This window comes from Psychrobacter sp. VH5, from assembly GCF_050572635.1.
Taxonomy (GTDB): domain Bacteria; phylum Pseudomonadota; class Gammaproteobacteria; order Pseudomonadales; family Moraxellaceae; genus Psychrobacter; species Psychrobacter celer.
Window position 1 is genome coordinate 2,742,777 of sequence record NZ_CP192145.1, and the last position, 17,424, is coordinate 2,760,200.

General features: G+C 49.0%; 12 protein-coding genes. 9 read left to right on the forward strand and 3 right to left on the reverse strand.

Annotation, left to right across the window (positions count from 1 at the left end):
- Window positions 1-75: 75 nt before the first annotated feature.
- The 3 genes from radC to ACNFVB_RS11510 all read left to right on the forward strand — a co-directional run bounded on the left by radC (window position 76) and on the right by ACNFVB_RS11510 (window position 6,149).
- Entirely contained in the window at window positions 76-759 is a 684-nt protein-coding gene (gene radC, locus ACNFVB_RS11500; RefSeq protein ID WP_105244142.1) for a RadC family protein, read from the forward strand.
- A gap of 321 nt (window positions 760-1,080) precedes the next feature.
- Window positions 1,081-4,089, forward strand: a complete 3,009-nt coding sequence (locus ACNFVB_RS11505) for an acyl-CoA dehydrogenase (RefSeq protein WP_430737587.1) — start codon at window positions 1,081-1,083, stop codon at window positions 4,087-4,089.
- A 683-nt stretch (window positions 4,090-4,772) separates the two neighbouring features.
- Complete coding sequence (locus ACNFVB_RS11510; RefSeq protein ID WP_288996125.1) at window positions 4,773-6,149, forward strand: dicarboxylate/amino acid:cation symporter; 1,377 nt, start codon at window positions 4,773-4,775, stop codon at window positions 6,147-6,149.
- Window positions 6,150-6,268: 119 nt separating this feature from the next.
- On the opposite strand, the gene ACNFVB_RS11515 is transcribed toward ACNFVB_RS11510, so the two are convergent.
- A complete protein-coding gene (locus ACNFVB_RS11515; RefSeq protein ID WP_201583963.1) occupies window positions 6,269-7,024 on the reverse strand; it encodes a TSUP family transporter in 756 nt (251 codons plus the stop codon).
- Between the two features lie 505 nt (window positions 7,025-7,529).
- Between ACNFVB_RS11515 and nhaA the strand changes: the two genes are divergently transcribed.
- The 3 genes from nhaA (at window position 7,530) to ACNFVB_RS11530 (ending at window position 10,929) form a co-directional block, all read left to right on the forward strand.
- Window positions 7,530-8,735, forward strand: coding sequence for a Na+/H+ antiporter NhaA (gene nhaA / locus ACNFVB_RS11520; RefSeq protein WP_430737588.1), 1,206 nt, complete (start codon window positions 7,530-7,532; stop codon window positions 8,733-8,735).
- 216 nt (window positions 8,736-8,951) lie between these two features.
- Window positions 8,952-9,533 (forward strand): DUF2799 domain-containing protein, encoded by a 582-nt coding sequence (locus ACNFVB_RS11525; protein WP_430737589.1) that lies wholly within the window; start codon window positions 8,952-8,954, stop codon window positions 9,531-9,533.
- 40 nt (window positions 9,534-9,573) lie between these two features.
- Window positions 9,574-10,929 carry an oxygenase MpaB family protein gene (locus ACNFVB_RS11530; RefSeq protein ID WP_430737590.1) on the forward strand — a complete coding sequence of 452 codons (1,356 nt, stop codon included), beginning with the start codon at window positions 9,574-9,576 and terminating at the stop codon, window positions 10,927-10,929.
- Window positions 10,930-10,961: 32 nt separating this feature from the next.
- On the opposite strand, the gene ACNFVB_RS11535 is transcribed toward ACNFVB_RS11530, so the two are convergent.
- On the reverse strand, window positions 10,962-11,699 hold the full coding sequence (locus ACNFVB_RS11535; protein WP_100750056.1) for an NUDIX hydrolase: 738 nt from the start codon (window positions 11,697-11,699) through the stop codon (window positions 10,962-10,964).
- A 521-nt stretch (window positions 11,700-12,220) separates the two neighbouring features.
- On the opposite strand from ACNFVB_RS11535, the gene ACNFVB_RS11540 reads away from it, so the two are divergent.
- Window positions 12,221-12,784: an NUDIX hydrolase gene (locus tag ACNFVB_RS11540; protein ID WP_430737591.1), complete on the forward strand. Its 564-nt coding sequence runs from the start codon at window positions 12,221-12,223 to the stop codon at window positions 12,782-12,784.
- 127 nt (window positions 12,785-12,911) lie between these two features.
- On the opposite strand, the gene ACNFVB_RS11545 is transcribed toward ACNFVB_RS11540, so the two are convergent.
- Window positions 12,912-15,989 carry an insulinase family protein gene (locus ACNFVB_RS11545; protein WP_430737592.1) on the reverse strand — a complete coding sequence of 1,026 codons (3,078 nt, stop codon included), beginning with the start codon at window positions 15,987-15,989 and terminating at the stop codon, window positions 12,912-12,914.
- A gap of 304 nt (window positions 15,990-16,293) precedes the next feature.
- Between ACNFVB_RS11545 and ACNFVB_RS11550 the strand changes: the two genes are divergently transcribed.
- Window positions 16,294-16,755 carry a universal stress protein gene (locus ACNFVB_RS11550; protein ID WP_207969785.1) on the forward strand — a complete coding sequence of 154 codons (462 nt, stop codon included), beginning with the start codon at window positions 16,294-16,296 and terminating at the stop codon, window positions 16,753-16,755.
- Between the two features lie 99 nt (window positions 16,756-16,854).
- Window positions 16,855-17,316, forward strand: a complete 462-nt coding sequence (locus ACNFVB_RS11555; protein ID WP_075100364.1) for a universal stress protein — start codon at window positions 16,855-16,857, stop codon at window positions 17,314-17,316.
- The last annotated feature ends 108 nt before the right edge of the window (window positions 17,317-17,424 follow it).

A 17,424-nucleotide genomic window follows, 5' to 3' on the forward strand; every position in this document is an offset into this window, starting at 1 on the left:
GGGTAAAAATTTACGTATTTCGCCCATTTATCGATACGGGCGTGTTTATCAAAATAGCACTTTTAGGAAATAATAATGGCAATCAAGGACTGGCACGAGGACGACCGACCGCGTGAGAGACTACTCAAAAACGGGGCAGCAAGCTTGTCTGACGCTGAGATTTTGGCGATATTTTTACGTACGGGTACTCAGTCACAGTCGGCAATCGAGCTGGCGCGGCATCTTATCGACCAATTCGGTAGCCTCGCTGAGCTGTTGGCCGCCCCGCAAGACACCGTCCTCGCCTGCCATGGCATCGGCCCTGCCAAGTACGCCCAAATACTGGCCTCGCTTGAGATGGGGACACGCTACTTGGACAGTCAGCTAAAAACAGGGCAAGCGCTTGGACGCTCTCAAGTGGTCAAAGACTATATCAGCACCCAGCTACGCGGCGAGCACCGCGAGGTCTTTGCCGTACTGTGCTTGGACAACGCACTCAATTTATTGAATTTTGAGATACTGTTTACAGGTGGTATCTCCTCTTGCTCTGTCTGTATCAAACACGTCCTACGCCATGCGCTGAGTCATGCAGCCAATCAGCTTATCATCGCCCACAATCATCCGCACACCGATGCGACCCCATCGACTGCCGACAATGTGCTTACCTATGAGCTAAAAAAAGCCTGCGACCTAATCGACTTGTCATTGGTGGATCATATCATCGTGGGGCGCAACAACACGTTGTCTTATGCCGAAAACGGCTTTGCACCTTTTTCTTAAAGGCGCCCGTAATACAGACGGTAATCAAAGTATTGATAAAATCAGTGATAAAAATATCGATAGTCATCCCATAATCGCCATACCTAGCGTCTTATGATACATATTTTCGACACAGCGTAGCACTTTCGCTATTGATAGTCATCGACAACTGTTTCATATTGATGGCTAACTGTGTTTTTCGTAGAGATTTGACTCTCAGTACTTTGACACATGGCCATAAAAAACACTTAGAAACCCACGTCAGAAAAACCATAACTATATGTATCTGACTTGCATTCACACATTTTTACGCTATTGTTTGGCGTTATAAAGGAGACAGTCATGGCAATTGGCTTATTTATTTTGGCAATATTCATTCAATTAGCCATGGTCTTGGCCATCTTTTTGATGTCCTTATCACGTGTCACAGGCAGTATCGTCGCCCTTGCCACCGTTATCATCACTGCTGTTATCAGCCCGTGGTCGCTTGTTTTGGGTATTCCAATCGCGGTGTTGTGCTTGATACTGCTTATCTCGCCGCTACGGCAGTCCCTTATCACCAAGCCGGTCTATAAGACGCTGGGCGGTGCGATGCCCAGCATGAGCGATACTGAGCGAGAAGCGCTGGATGCTGGCACCAGCTGGTGGGAAAAAGAGCTGTTTATGGGTGCACCCAATTGGGACACTTTTGCCGAATATCCTTATCCAGAGCTGTCAGATGAAGAGCAAAGCTTCATCGATAACGAAGTAGAGGCGCTTTGCGCCATGCTTGATGAATGGAAAATTCAGCATGAGGATAAAGAGCTTTCGGCTGAAGCATGGCGATTTATCAAAGACAATGGCTTTTTGGGTTTGATTATTCCAAAAGAATTTGGTGGCCGAGCGTTTAGCTCTTATGCCCAAAGTCGGGTGATGAGCAAAATCGCCTCACGCTCGCCGACAGCAGCAGTGAGCTGCATGGTGCCAAACTCACTCGGCCCAGGCGAGCTGCTCATGCATTATGGTACCGATGAGCAAAAACAGCGCTGGCTACCGGGACTGGCAAGCGGTGATGAAGTGCCTTGTTTTGGTTTGACAGGGCCTGAAGCAGGCTCTGACGCAGGCGCGATACCGGATACTGGTGTGGTGTGTTATGGCAGGCATGAAGGCGAGCACGTGCTCGGCCTACGGATGAATTTCTCAAAACGCTGGATTACTCTGGCTCCTATCGCGACAGTCGTGGGCTTAGCCTTTAAGATGCACGATCCAGAAGGCTTGCTTGGGGATGCTAAAAAGACCGACTACGGCATCACTTGTGCGCTGATTCCCGCCGATCACGAGGGCGTGGTCGTCGGGCCTCGTCACAATCCTATTGGCTCACCCTTTATGAATGGTACGGTCGATGGCAAGGATGTCTTTATTCCGCTGGATTATATCATCGGCGGCGTCGAAAACGCGGGGCGCGGCTGGCGTATGCTGATGGAGTGCTTGGGCGTCGGCCGCGGCATCTCTTTGCCTGCTCTGTCCACGTCGGCCAGTGAGATGACCTACCTGTCTGTCGGTGCCTTTGCCAAAGTCCGCGAGCAGTTCAAAATCTCTGTCGGTAAGTTTGAAGGAGTACAAGACGCCACCAGCCGTATGGCCAGTCATACCTATATGCTAGAGGCGTTTCGTCATCTCGTCACCTGTGGTCTCAACCAAGGGGGCACACCATCGGTCATGACGGCCATGGCAAAATACTACGCCACCGAAACCATGCGTGAAGTGGTCAATGACGGTATGGATGTGGTCGGTGGCCGTGCGGTACAGATGGGGCCACGCAACTTTTTGGCGACGCCTTATCAGGCAATCCCTGTCTCTATCACCGTTGAGGGTGCCAATATCTTGACGCGCTCACTGATGATATTTGGTCAAGGAGCGATGCGCTGCCATCCTTATCTGTTTGATGAGCTACAACTGCTACAAAGCGAGGACAAACATCACGCTATCCGCGAGTTTGATACTTTATTCTTTAAGCATTTGGGTTATACCTTTAACCGCGGGGCAAAAGCCTTTGTCGCAGGCTATGTCGGCGGCAGCAATCATGTGCCAAGCTTTGCCGATCGCTTTACCCGCCCTTACTATAAGCACATCAACCGTTTGAGCGCCAGCTTTGCCTTGACTGCCGATATGGCGTTGGGGCTACTCGCAGGTGATCTAAAGCGTAAAGAGATGCTCTCTGGGCGTCTGGCTGATATTCATAGTCATTTATTTATCGCGACGGCCATCTTGCAGTTTTATGAGCATGGCAGCAAGTCTGAAGCGGAGCGTTTGCATGCCGAAGTCGCTTTACAAAATAGCCTGTTCACCATCCAAGAAGCGTTTGAGTCATTTTTTGAAAACTTCCCAAATCGCTTTGCCGCAGCGTTGGTTGGATTTGTGACTTTCCCCAGTGGCCGCATCTTTACGCCGCCAAGCGACGAGCTAAAACGTCAGCTCGGCGATGCCTTTATGGAAGACTTTGAGGCCAATCCTTTTCGCGATTACCTCAAGACCATGGTCTATTACAATACCGACGAGGACGATGTGACGGGCCGTATGGAAAACGCCTATCAGACCTTGTTGGGTATCGAGCCGCTGTGGCAAAAATTTAAAAAGGCAGAGCACAAAGACAGCTTTGCCGGTCTGAGCTTTGAAGACCATGTGGTCTATGCCAGCCAAAACGAAGATATCACCGAAGAAGAAGCCGAAGTGCTTATTCAATACAATGCCATACGTTTTGATTCACTATTGACCGATGTCTTTGACAAGCATCTATCACAAGCGCAGCCACGCTTTAACCCTCATACGCTCGAAAATGCGGTCAATCAGTTGACTGACTATGCTGAGCGCAAACGTGCGGCGCAAGCTCAGAGTGACGCCGCGCCTTATGATGAGTCTGCTACCGACACAGTCACTGACACAGCAGCCAATAGCATAGCAGCGGGCGCAGCAGATGAGCCAACAGGCGATGATAACCCCAACCATGGCTATGAGCCTGATGGTGAGGTAGAAATGGTCGCAGAGCAAGACTCTCAAAAAGAAGCACAAGCTCAGACTGACTTTGATGACTCTCATCCTGAGATTGAGGCCTTGGATGCACGTCACCGTGACGCCGCCTCGCACCTCAATGAGCGTATGGGCAACAATCATCGTAGCACAGCCTCAGAGCGCGCTGAGCCAGACAACGCTCAACTGCATGGCACTCAGCTAACGGACAATGCCGACCAGATAGATACTGACCATGCCAATACTGATGACATTAATCACGACGACGTCAATCAAAAAGACAGGGCGCAAAAAACGCAGTCTATCGACGAGCACTTAGACGAGCTGGGACGAGCTGGGCGATAGTGAGCCATGGCAAGACAAACATCGCCACGAGGAAAGCAAAAACTAAGCGATGGACTATTTAGAAAGTGCCTCTTTAGAAAGCACTGTTTTAAAGCACTGTTGCTTATTAGCGCGTGACCTCATTTAGAGAGCTATCGATAGAATTAAGAATACGCCTAGCCTCTCATCTTGATAGACTTATGTTTTATAGTAAGGTAATTCTTATCAGTGGCCTGAGACTTAACCATTGATATATTATCTGTCATTTTTACAAAAGACTGCCGCGGTTAGGCAGTCTTTTTTTGTCCGAGCGTTTTTGGTCATCGCACCCTTTTGATGATGACATTTAACAAAAACGCGTTGGTGCTGGCTTAAATGTCGATATTTTAGCGACGTTAACCTAATGATTATGGTGCTATTGCCGATTTATAGCATCAGATCTGTTTTTTGCTAAGTGATTATCTCAGCCAATTTTTTAACAAAAAAGCTTAAACCGCCTTTAATCAGTTATAGATTATTATTTAAGTGATAAAAAAATCTTGCAGTAACCTTAACAATTATTTTATATTGTCGAATAGCCTGACATGAAATGACAGACAAAATTTTGCAGATGCAACACCATCAGGCGTAAGGATGACAATCATAAACGCATTGGTTTAGTAGCACCTTTGATACTGAATGTTGCGGATAAAAGGATAGAGTTTATGTGGAAAAATATGGGACTAACGGGCAAGATCATCGTTGCCATGGTGCTCGGTATCATACTGGGATTATTTATCAACTATTCAGGACTGAACGCTGAGGGCGGTTTTGTTAGTACATATATCACCAATGGGTTTTTGGCCATCATCGGCAAGCTATTCGTAAACTCCCTCAAAATGCTGGTCGTGCCTTTGGTACTTATCTCGCTGATTTGCGGGGTGTGCGGTATTGGTGATATTCGCTTGCTTGGGCGCATAGGTACCAAGACTTTCCTAATCTATATGATGACGACCGCGCTTGCCATTGCAACTGCTATCGGGCTTGGGTTTTTATTTGGTATCGGTAAAGGCATGGAGGTTGAGACAGAAGCGGCATTTGAAGCCAAGTCTGCGCCACCTCTACTCGATGTTTTTGCAAATATCGTTCCGTCAAACCCCATCAGTGCGATGGCAAATGGCGACATGCTGTCGATTATCTTCTTTGCTATCTTGATCGGTATCAGCATTTTGATGGTCGGCAAACCTGCCAAAGGGTTGGTACAAAGCTTGGAGCTGATTAATGAAGTCATCTTAAAGATGGTGACCATCATTATGAATCTTGCGCCTTATGGGGTTTTTGCGCTATTGACCAAAGCCATGGCGGAGCTGGGTTTAGATCTGATTTGGTCTTTGCTCGGTTATGTTGCGGTACTGATTGGCTCACTGGCTTTCCACTTTTTTATCACTATGATGATCGTGCTAAAGCTGTTTTCTGGTCTGTCTATTAAGACATTTTTGGCGAAAATGCGCGAAGTACAGATTTTTGCTTTTAGTACCTCAAGCTCGAACGCCACCATTCCGATCACGCTGCGTACCGTCACCAAGCGTATGGGTGTCAACAACTCAGTAGCCTCGTTTACCGTGCCTTTTGGGGCGACCATCAACATGGATGGTACGGCCATCATGCAAGGTACGGCGACCATCTTTATTGCCAATATTTATGGTATTGATTTGGGTTTGACCGAGTATCTAACGGTTATCTTGATGTCAGTGCTGGCCTCTATCGGTACCGCAGGCGTCCCTGGTGTGGGCTTGATCATGCTGTCTATGGTATTTGCTCAAGTCGGCCTGCCCATCGAAGGTATTGGTCTGATCTTGGGTGTGGATCGTATTCTTGATATGCTGCGTACGGCGGTCAACGTCGGCGGCGATGCAGCAGTGACAGCAATCGTGGCAAAATCTGAAGAAAAAATGGACGTCGCTATCTACAACGATCCTGAGGCAGGCACCAAAGACGTCTTTGATGGTCACATCGATGAAGACAATGAGCGTGAGTTCTCTCAAGTGTTTAGTGATGGCATCATGGGTAGTGAGTACGATGATATTGATCGTCGCCGCTAATCGATAAAGCGTTTATTTATTCATTTATAAAAACCTTAGTTCACTTTGAACTGAGGTTTTTTTATGGCTACACTACCTATAAACAGGCTGTATCGATACTCAATAAATCACAGCTTGTGTTAGCCAATCACATACTTGGTAATCATGGCAAGGCAAACCAGCACGATGACAGGACGAATCAGCTTACTCCCCCCTTTGACCACCATATGCGAGCCAAAATACGCCCCTATCGTTTGTCCGACCATCATTGCCAGACCGACTGTCCACAACACATTACCACCCAAAATAAAAAAAATCAGCGAGCCAATATTGGTCGATAAGTTCAAAACCTTAGCCGCGCCTGTTGCCTCGATGATCTGCCGACCACGTAGCGCCACATTACCCAGCGCAAAAAACATGCCCGTCCCTGGCCCGATATAGCCATCATAAAACCCAATCAATGGCGCCACAATTTTTTGCCACTTGCCCTCTGAGATACGCGGCGCCGCTTCCACCTCGCCAAGCTTGGGCGCAAACAAAGTATAAATCCCAATAGCGGCAATCAAAAACGGAATCAGCTTTTCGAGTAGATCCGGCGGCGACATCTGTACAGCGATGGTACCGATGACTGAGCCAATAAAAGCCCCGACAATCGCCACCTTTATATTTTTAGGGTTGATGACGCCTTTTTTTATCATCGTAATCGAGGCCGCTAGCGCACCCGAGGCGGCTTGTAGCTTGTTGGTACCAAGCGTGAGCACTGGCGGGATATTGGCAAGTAGCATGGCTGGTATGGTGAGTAGTCCACCGCCGCCTGCGATGGCATCGATAAAACCGGCTATTGCGGCCACCGCCGTAAGCATTAAGATGATCTCGATAGAGAGGGATAAGTCCATGACGCTGACCTGCAAAATTGATAAGAAAAATCAGCCTCGATATTGAGGCTGCCTGTACCGTTATCTATCAGCGGATACACTGACCTGCTGACACATTTATACCCATAAGGGGCGCTGTAAAGTGACGCTCATTATAAAGATAAAAACGTAAAAAAAAGCCAAAAACGTAAAAAAGTCTGCTAGATTTGTCTAAGGCCTGCCCTCGATTCAATCGATAGTCATCTAGATGGGCTAAAGATAGTGACGCGCGCTGGGTAGTCAGTAACGACTTATCACTATATTTACCAGTGTTATCATCGTTATAATATCGCTATTGTGGATATAGCAAGACGCGCTTATGCTTATGACTTTGGGTTGACGTATTTTGTTGTCTATATGAATCAGAGTATGAGAAACTGTTGCTATCTGTTTGTATGGCGCGCTAAGCGGCCGCATCGATATTTGAGGTTATTGAATTGTTTGGCAATTCGTTTTTAGTAATTTGTATTTAGGAAATGAGGGTAATATGGCAATACGAAGGATTAAGGCATTTTTTGAATTTGAGGCAGCAGGCGGCATCGTGTTAGCACTGGCTGCCATTGCTGCAATGATCATTGCCAACTCCCCTCTAAGCACATGGTATGAAGGCTTTATCCATGCCCCCGTTGCCATTCAAATCGGTGATTTTGCGATTGCCAAAGACGCCCATCATTGGATCAATGATGGCCTGATGGCGATTTTCTTTTTTTTGGTCGGTCTTGAGCTCAAACGCGAAGTGCTCATCGGTGAGCTGTCCAATGTCAAACAAATCATTTTGCCAGCGGGCGCGGCCATCGGCGGGATGATCATGCCCGCTGTAGTCTATCTGCTCTTTAACTATAGCGAGCCTGAGTTTTGGAAAGGTTGGGCCATTCCTGCCGCCACAGATATCGCTTTTGCCCTCGGCATCTTAAGCCTACTTGGCAATCGCGTCCCAAACTCTCTCAAAGTATTTTTGGTATCGATTGCTATTTTTGATGATATCGGCGCGATTTTGATCATTGCTTTGTTTTATACCAGCGAACTATCCCTTGAGTCATTGGCCTTTGCAGGGCTATGCTTGCCATTTTTGTATTTGCTAAACCGTCGCAACGTGACCAGTATCACCCCTTACCTACTCATCGGCGTCATCATGTGGATAGCCGTCCTCAAGTCGGGTATCCATGCGACATTAGCAGGCGTGGTGTTGGCGTTGTTTATTCCTATGTTTGATCGCACTGACCCTGAGCACTCCCCTGTCGAAGAGCTAGAGCACGACCTACACAACACCGTGGCTTTTGGTATCTTGCCGCTATTTGCCTTTGCCAACTCAGGCATCTCGCTCAAAGGCGCAGGGTTTGCAGAGCTGTTTCACTCTGTGCCGCTGGGGATTGCCGCCGGTCTATTTATCGGTAAGCAATTGGGTGTCATGGCGATGTGCTGGTTGATCTTCAAGCTCGGTATCTCAACCATGCCAAAGGGCATGAATTATAAGCAAATTTATGGTGCTGCGTTGCTTTGCGGTGTGGGTTTTACCATGAGCTTATTTATCGGTGGCCTTGCTTTTGCAGGCGACACCACGTTATTTGATGAGCGTCTAGGCATCATCATGGGCTCTATCGTCTCTGGGGTTGCAGGTTACCTCATGCTCAAAGTCAGCCTAAAAGACAACGTCAGCGGCACCTCAGTCGATTTGACGCGGCCTCAGCCATAATCCATCATCAGAAAAAGGCGAGCTATTTTGCGGTTATTTAGCCAACACATAGCTCACCGCTTTCTTCTTTCAACCCTAACCGTAAAAACAATAACCGCAGAAAGACAGCATCGCAAGCCATGTTTGGATAAAGGCAGTAAGCGCAATAACACCTCGCCTCGTAACATCTAAATGCATACTGGGCGCAACTGATAGCAGCAGTCTTAGGAGATGACCATGCAGGGACTTATCAGACCTATATCGTTTAGTCTGCCTATCCTTGGCAGTATGTTTTTACTATCATGCGCGACTCTCTCCAAACAACAATGCCTGATCGGTGATTGGCAAACGATAGGCTATAACGATGGCGTAGCAGGCTACTCCTCAGAGCGCCTCGCCTCACACAGCAAAGCCTGTGCCAAAGCGCATGTGACCCCTGATTATCTTGCGTGGGAGCGCGGCCGCAAGCTTGGTCTGCAGCAATACTGTACAAGCAACAATGCGTACAATGTCGGTCGCCGCGGGCGCAGGTTAAACAACGTCTGCCCTGCTGCTATGGTAAACCACCTTCAACAGGCCAATCAGCACGGCCTAGCCTACTATCGTCTAGACAACCAGCTCGACACAGACAGACGCCTATTAGATGAGTATCAAACAGAGTTTGATCAGCTTAAGAGCGGCGCAATGCTAGACTTTGCCAACGAAAAAGACGCTCGCAAACGGCTGTTGTTTTTGGCCGATGAGCTTGGGTCGATCAAACGTCGCCTCGATGACACACAAAGGCAGCTCGATATGCTAAACCACACGTCTAAATATTAGGCCATCATAAAAAGCCTACTGATAAAGGCATTTGCTACCTATGAATCCAAACAATACAGCCCAGCCACAGCCAGCGCGCGTGTCCAAATCGAGCCAACCTACCTTTGCATCGTATCAGCGTCATGGGCGTACTACAGCGATTGATGATCATCATGACCTACAGGTCTTAAAGCGGATCAAGCGCTATTTGCTGCCCAAAGATTTTGTCATCTCGCAAGATTTATTAGAGGAGATGGTCGCAGGCTACGACATCGGCGACCCCCTGACAGATACGCTCGCGGCTGACGGCCTGCGTTTTGCCAAACCCTTACAGCAGCTTATCCTCGATAACAAAACCGATAATAAACTCGCAGCTCATCCATCCTTTTGTGCACTGGCTGAGCAGTTTAGCGACCATCCTGCTTGGTTTGATCCACAGCTTGCACAGACTGGGGCCGTCGCCTATCGGCGCTATCCGCTGATGCTGATTTGGCTACTACGAAATGTGGCATTGATGGCAGGTTATAGCATCCCTGCCCTATCGCTGCCACTGATCCAAACCGGCGCGTTGATGCACGATGCCCTGCCAAGACTCATGCGCACTTATGCTTATATTTTGGCTGTCTCTGAGCATCCATTATTGCCCAAAACAAGCACACGTATGCCACGCACACGAGTGCCTATCGATAGCGTTTTGGCGATCGGCTCTGAGGGTTGGCGTCAGTCGATTCAGGTGCGGCAGATTCACACGCTCGTACGGCAAAACTTGCTCAGTGGCAAAAACAATACGGCAAAAGGCGTCGCCACAGAGGCCGATCAACATCGAAATCCCGATGGCAGCTGGAACACTGCTTATTGGGGTGTACCGATCAACCAAACTGATATGATTGCCACTCATCTGCAGTTCTCGTTACTGATTATGCGCGGGCTACGGCTGCTTGGCGCGCGTATCAGTAGCGAGGAGGCCGAGGGGATTTTGCATTTATGGAATCTTGCCAGTTACTGGATGGGTGTGGATTTAGAGCGCCTACCAAAGGATGAGGCCGCCTGCTGGGAGTGGCTTTACACTTACTTGTCCATTCAACAGCTAGACTTTGAGATGGGACAACCTTTAGCAAAAGCCCTACACGATCTGCCGCGGCAACTGATGGGCGAAGACAATCGCCGCGGGCGTTTTGTAGAGATGGTCAATGCCAGTGTGACACGTACTCTGGTCGGTGATGATATCGGAGACGGCTTAGCGCTACCAAAATCAAAGCTTCGGTTTGGTGTCTTATCCTCCGTGCCTATCTTGTTTGCCCTCGATACCGCCCGTCAGCACAACCAAACGGTAGCCACCAAACTAGAAGCCTTTCGCGCCAAACGTCAAGACAATATGAACTGGTGGCTCAAGAAAAACGACGCCTATTATCAATGACGCAACATCTGTCGGCTCAGCTCATTACAATCTTACAATCGGCTGTCTTGCACGCGGTAATACCATTCTAACTGCCGATCAAAAGCTGTCTCTAATAAGCTGGCAATGACGCGGCCTGTCAGCCCCCAGACCGTCTCGCCATCGACTTGCCAGCTGGGCGTAAGTATCGTCGCCACCTGATCTTGCATGGCATATTCTATCGCGTACTCAACGGTAGGCTGCGTGAGTAACGCCTCAAAATCTGCCCAAAAAATACGTGATATCTCACCGATCTCAGGTACCAGTACCAAATCAGGCGCGATCAAAGCCACGATTGGACGCACACTCATGCCGCTTTTGGAGGTCTGAATGGGTAGCTGACCGATTAGCTGTACCTTGTTGGGCGGGAGAGCCGTCTCTTCACAGGCCTCACGTAGCGCTGTGACGACGTTATTACCATCCCCTATCTCGTATTTACCGCCAGCGCAAGATACCTCGCCTGCATGGCTATTCATGTGCGCGGCGCGGCGCGTCAAAAGCAGCTTGGGATGGCGCTCATGGGTTATGGCCACCAGTATCGAAGCATCGGCAATGGGCGTCTGGTATAAACTGTCTAAGACACGCGCGCTGCGAGAGCTTTGCTGCGCGGTATGCAGCGCTGAATCGGCCAACGCATTTAACGTCTCTTGCTGAACCCGCTCGGTCAGTTGCCTGAGTGTCGGATAGCGAATAAAAGGTGGTATAGCAACCGACTGCTCATCTAACTGCACAGTCTGGGAAGGGAGTAACATGATCTTGCCTTATGTTTTTATCAATATGTGGCGTGACTAGCTGTAGACTAGCGTACTCTTCACGCAGCTGCATGCTATTTGTGTGACTGTTCATTTGTCAGGAGGTATTCGTCATGAGGTATTTGTCATGAACGTCTCAAATCGCATCGACAGACATGCGCCGCGTATTGTTTTTATAAGTCAACGTGTTTTATGAATTAGCGTGACCGCTTATGACAAACGGCGGTGATGGCTTGCCACGATGCCGCAGGGCTTTGCTGTCATTTATCGGACTATGATCCGCCAGCGATATGCAGCGTTACTGTTATCATGCTGCGCTACGAGCAAAATATGTGCTATCTTAAGGCGGTGCTTGCTTATTAGAATAACATCTTGCAGCGCCGCTTTACCGGTATCCTGATAGCACACACAAAAACCAACGTATGAAGGGCGGGCGCGTCTGACAATGACGGGGTGTTTTTGTCATTAGGAGTCCTGATTCTTTATCTCTTACGCTTACTACATTTATAAAGGCAGTTGATATGCGCTATTGTCTCCAATGCGGTCATCAAGCAGAACGAAAAATACCAGCCACGGATAATATGCCGCGTTTGGTATGCCCAAATTGCAACTATATTCACTACGAAAACCCAAAAGTCATCTGTGGGTCGCTGGTCGTACATAAAGACAGAGTGCTGCTATGCCGCCGCGCGATAGAGCCGCAATACGGTCTTTGGACAATACCGGCAGGCTTTATGGAAAACGGGGAAACCATGGCAGAGGGCGCCGCGCGTGAGAGCTATGAAGAAGCGGATGCGGTGGTGTTAAACCCTCATCTGTATTGTATCTATGATCTGCCAGACATCGGACAGATATACTCAATTTATTTGGCCGATCTCAAAGACGGTGCATATGGTGTCGGCTCTGAAAGCCTTGACTGTGCGCTGTTTAGCGAAGAAGACATCCCGTGGGATAATCTCGCCTTTGAAGCCGTGCGCCGCACTTTACGAAGCTACTTTGCCGATCGACAGCAGTTTAGCCAATTGTCTGAGTTTCCTATTCATCAGGATATGATTGGCAAAGACTTGAGTATCAAACGTTTTTAAACGCCTTTAAACGTTGACTCAATCATCAGCCTTTTTACTAAAAACTATAAAAGCAGACAATAACCTAGTATTGTCTGCTTCATAAATGCTCACAGTGACAGATTGGTTTTTATCTAAAAAAACACCATTAGCTCTTTATTTTGCAAACATTAAAGCCGAGGTTTTTCACGGTTTCTTCTTTATCATAAGGCGCTAGTACTGCACGTACATGCTGTTGCCCTTGCAGGTATTGCTTGGCCACGCGCTGTAGGTCCGCCACCGTCACATCCAATATGGCGGCGCGCATCTTACGTTGCCAGTCAGCACCGCGATGGTGCAAATCAGCAAAGCAGGCTTTGATTGCCTCGCCAGCTGGAGAGCCTGGCTTATCCATACCCGAGATGATACCTAAGATGGCTTCTTCTAGCTGCTCATCGGTCTGCGGCTCATTTAGTAGCCACTCAATACTGGCCTCAAAATGTGCGAAGGTCTCAGCACACTGCGGGTCGCGGTAGCTAAAGAACTTAAAGGCACATGCATTGGCGTCATAGCCTGCGCCGCCGCCGTAAGCACCGCCGCGCTCACGGATGGCGCTGTGCAAGTAGCCATTGCGCAGATACGGCGCTAATACCATCAAAGCAGCGGTATCAGGATGATCGGCCGCTGGCACACGATAAGCGCTGGCATTATGATAGACGTTGGTCGGTACTAGCCATGCCAAGTCCTCGGCATCGAGCGCGCTACTGCTCTCTCGTGCCTTGATGGTGTCTGTCTCGCCATTTAACGCTGCCGCAAGGTGCAGCTCGGCAAACTCACTTGGGATAGTGTCTTCGATAGTCGCATCAGAGGCACCCAATTGCGCGGCAAGCGCTGGCGCTTGACTGTCTTTCCAGCTCTCGACAATTAAGTCGCTTAAGCGCTCGGTTTGCTCAGCTTCACAAATGATCACGGCATGCTTGGGCAAGCTGATCACACGCTGGTGCAAGTCCATCAGGCTGGTTGCCAATTTATCCCACTGCGTGTCATCATCACTGGCATGCGCCAAAAAGTCTTTTAGCGCGTTTAGTGCAGGCAAGCCACTACGCACATACTCAAGCTGCGCTTGACGGCTCATACCGCGGCTGGCGGTTTGCATGGCATAAGAATGCCCAGAGCTTGCCAAATTCGACTGCCAGCTCGCTTGACGCTGCTGCAAAATCTCTTTGATACGGTCATGCTCGCTAAAGACGCTATGCTCCATGACCTCTTTGAGCAAATCAATCGCTTCAGGCTTGCGGTTGAGCGCACGGGTCGCCACCACAAAATAACTGCTGATCGTTTGGCTATCATCGATACTGGTGCGCTGGCTGATACGCGCCGTCACGCCAGAAGAATGCGCCGCTTGCTTGGCCTGCATCTCATGAGCACTCATCGAGTCAGTACCCAGCTCTGATAGTAGGCTTAAATAAATCGGTAGCAATGGATGATTGATCACCTCGTTCACAGGCAGACTGCTGGTGTCCTGATTGCCAATGGCATCGGTCAACGGCACAATCACTTGATAATAATACAAGCCGTTGGTGCCCGCTTCATATTCAAACAGCGTACTGTCTTGCCCGCTTAGGCGCACTTGTTTTTGTGTGCCTTGCTTAAAGCTGATATCGGTCGGGACATCCTCCAGTCCGACTTTTGGCAATAGGCTTAAATCATCAGGCGCTGCTTGCCGCGCTGCCAAATCAAGGGCTTGCTGTTTTAAGATGGTTTTATCATCAGCGCTCAAGTCCATCGCGATGGTATCAAGACGGGTCTGCTCTGCTGCAGCAAGGCGCGCTGATTTTTCGCTATCTGGCGTCAGCGTCACGCGCACACGGTGCTGATTGTCGAGCAGATGGGTTTTGATAAGGTTTGGTAGCCACTGTGCGTCTTTTACTTGCTCACGCAGCCACTGCAAATGCTCATCCACTTCCCAGACGTCGATCGGGTTGCCATCATGAATGGCCGTACTAAAGGCTTCGAGCATCAAATTTAAACCATAAGGAATACTATCGCCGCCGATATGGCGCTGATCGATCTCGATCTGATGCAAAATGGTCTCAATCGTATCGTCATCGATCGGTTTACTAGCCACTTCAGTCAGTAAATCCATAATACCCTGCTCTACTGCCTCGGCATGCTCAGGGTTGGAGCCGCGTAGACCGGTATAAAATACCATCTCATAATGGCTGTCATCGAGTCCCAACAGCGGACTTGGCGCTTTGCCAAGCGGATGACTGTCGAGATACGCACGCAATGGCGAGCCAGCATGCTCGACCAACACGCCTTCTAGCAGACGCAATGCCAGACGCTGCTTGGGATCGGTGATCGATGGCAGCAGCCACGCCACCACATGATGGGTTTGGTCAGGGCCCGCCTCATCAGCCGTATAAGTGTCGATAGCGCTGATTGGCGCAGGCAGGCGCTGCTCTGGACGTGAAACGTGTTTTTTACCCGCTTCAAACTGGCTCAAAGCATCGTCATGGATTTTCGCTTGGGTCTCGGCGACCGGAATATTACCAAAGCTCATAATCACGCTGTTTGATGGATGGTAATGGCTTTGATGGAACTCAACAAGCTCGGTGTGGGTCAAATCAGGAATATCCGCAGGATCACCGCCCGAGTTATAATGATAAGTGGTCGTCGGGAATAAGTGATGAGCGACCGTATGATAGAGCTGGTCGATCTCGCCGCTCATCGCGCCTTTCATCTCATTAAAGACAATACCTTTAAACTGCGGTTTGTCATTTTCGTCCAATTCTACGCGGATACCTTCTTGAGCAAAATCAAGCGGATGAATATTGGGGAAAAACGACGCATCAAGATACACCGCCAGCAAATTGAAGTAATCGTTTTTATTTTGTGTGGCATACGGATACGCTGTCCAGTCGGCCGCGGTCATGGCGTTCATAAAGGTGTTTAATGAGCGCTTAATCATCGAAAAAAACGGATCACGAACCGGAAACCTTGCCGAGCCGCAAAGTGCCACATGCTCCAAGATATGTGCCTCGCCCTTTGAGTCCATCGGCTGAGTACGAAAGCCAACCAAAAAGGCGTTTTCATCACTTGGGTGCGCCAAATGATAATGCATCGCGCCGGTTTTGACATGCTGACTGATCAGCACGTCCATTGACAACGCCTCAATATGGCGATGCTCAATCAACTCAAACGCTGGATGAAGCGTTAGATCGGCGATAAATGGCATGTCAGTCATAGTGATCCTTATCAAATTATAATATATAGGGTGCCGTAGTAGATGGGGCTGCTGTTTTGATAAGTCAAGCGATCTGAGCGTTAATATTCTACGTCGCCCCTTCTCTTTATGAGTCGATTGACAGGTCGTTTTGTAAGTCGCTTGATCAACAAAGTCTTATGGGCTGTCTGTTAAATGCTAAATCACTTAGGAGGTTATAAAGATTGTCTATCTGGGAATATCCATAACAAAATAATGGATTTAACCCTTAACAAACACCGCCACCACTGCTACTATAAAATAAACGTCTTAATAGGAGCTGATGATGGGCTATCAACATATTTTACTGGTCACCGACTTGTTGTCTGATGCAGATGCCGTCGCACTCAAGGCCAAACGTATCCTTGCAGGCTCTCCTGAAGCGAGGCTGTCTGTATTGCATATCGTCGAGGACGACATGGTGCGCTTTGGCTTTGAGCTGGTGCCAGCCTCCAGCCTATCAGGCGATGTCGATGGCGAGCACTGGCAAGAAGCACGAGAAAAACTGGCGCAGTTTTTGGCGCGTAATGAGTTGCAGGCGGTCAACTCTGAGGTGACATCTGCTATCTCGAACAGTAAGGGTATCGTCAATTATTGCCGCGACCATCAAGTCGATTTGCTCATCATCGGCCGCCATGAGCGTCATGGTATCGCCGCATGGTTGGCCAAAGCGACGGCCGACAGTATCTTGCCAAATATTCCTTGCGACAGCTTGGTGGTCAAGCTCGACCAGCCCTTTGCAGAGTAATACGCGGCCTGCATCATCTGTATGATGACGCTTGATAACGACTTAACAGCGCTCTGTAGTAGTGCTATAGTAAATACTATCTGTCATGAGGAAGACGCTATGAGTTACGAACACATACTACTGGTCACCGACTTACTCTCTGATGCCGATATCGTCGCACAAAAGGCCAAACGTATCGTCGATAACCGCCCAGGCGCTAAGCTATCCGTACTGCACATCGTCAAAGACACCATGGTCGGTTTTGGTTATGAGTTGGTCCCCGCCTCGAGCTTATACGATGAGATCGATGACGAGCGCTGCCAAGAAGCACGGGCAAAGCTGGCGCAGTTTTTGGCGCGTAATGAGCTAGACGCCGTCAACTCGCAAGTGACCACCGCCATTTCTAGCAGCGAAGGCATCGTCAATTATTGCCACAAACACGACGTCGATCTCTTGGTCATCGGTCGGCACAAACGCACAGGCATCGCCGCGTGGATCAGCGGTGCTACGGCGGACAATATCCTGCCCAACGTCCCATGCGACAGCTTGGTCGTAAGACTCGACAAACCCGTATCCAAGTAGCGCCAATAACACGTTACTTAGTAGCGCTCAAACCGTAACGCACAAATAGTCGCGCTCAAAACCTCAAACGCTAAAAAAGCGCGGTGTATCTACGACGCCGCGCTTTTT

Excerpts from the sequence above, each read along its gene's own strand:
- nhaA (WP_430737588.1), top strand. The coding sequence starts at position 7,530 with ATGGCAATACGAAGGATTAAGGCATTTTTTGAATTTGAGGCAGCAGGC.
- ACNFVB_RS11555 (WP_075100364.1), top strand. The coding sequence starts at position 16,855 with ATGAGTTACGAACACATACTACTGGTCACCGACTTACTCTCTGATGCC.
- ACNFVB_RS11545 (WP_430737592.1), bottom strand. The coding sequence starts at position 15,989 with ATGACTGACATGCCATTTATCGCCGATCTAACGCTTCATCCAGCGTTT.
- ACNFVB_RS11535 (WP_100750056.1), bottom strand. The coding sequence starts at position 11,699 with ATGTTACTCCCTTCCCAGACTGTGCAGTTAGATGAGCAGTCGGTTGCT.
- ACNFVB_RS11505 (WP_430737587.1), top strand. The coding sequence starts at position 1,081 with ATGGCAATTGGCTTATTTATTTTGGCAATATTCATTCAATTAGCCATG.
- radC (WP_105244142.1), top strand. The coding sequence starts at position 76 with ATGGCAATCAAGGACTGGCACGAGGACGACCGACCGCGTGAGAGACTA.
- ACNFVB_RS11530 (WP_430737590.1), top strand. The coding sequence starts at position 9,574 with ATGAATCCAAACAATACAGCCCAGCCACAGCCAGCGCGCGTGTCCAAA.
- ACNFVB_RS11550 (WP_207969785.1), top strand. The coding sequence starts at position 16,294 with ATGGGCTATCAACATATTTTACTGGTCACCGACTTGTTGTCTGATGCA.
- ACNFVB_RS11510 (WP_288996125.1), top strand. The coding sequence starts at position 4,773 with ATGTGGAAAAATATGGGACTAACGGGCAAGATCATCGTTGCCATGGTG.
- ACNFVB_RS11540 (WP_430737591.1), top strand. The coding sequence starts at position 12,221 with ATGCGCTATTGTCTCCAATGCGGTCATCAAGCAGAACGAAAAATACCA.
- ACNFVB_RS11525 (WP_430737589.1), top strand. The coding sequence starts at position 8,952 with ATGCAGGGACTTATCAGACCTATATCGTTTAGTCTGCCTATCCTTGGC.
- ACNFVB_RS11515 (WP_201583963.1), bottom strand. The coding sequence starts at position 7,024 with ATGGACTTATCCCTCTCTATCGAGATCATCTTAATGCTTACGGCGGTG.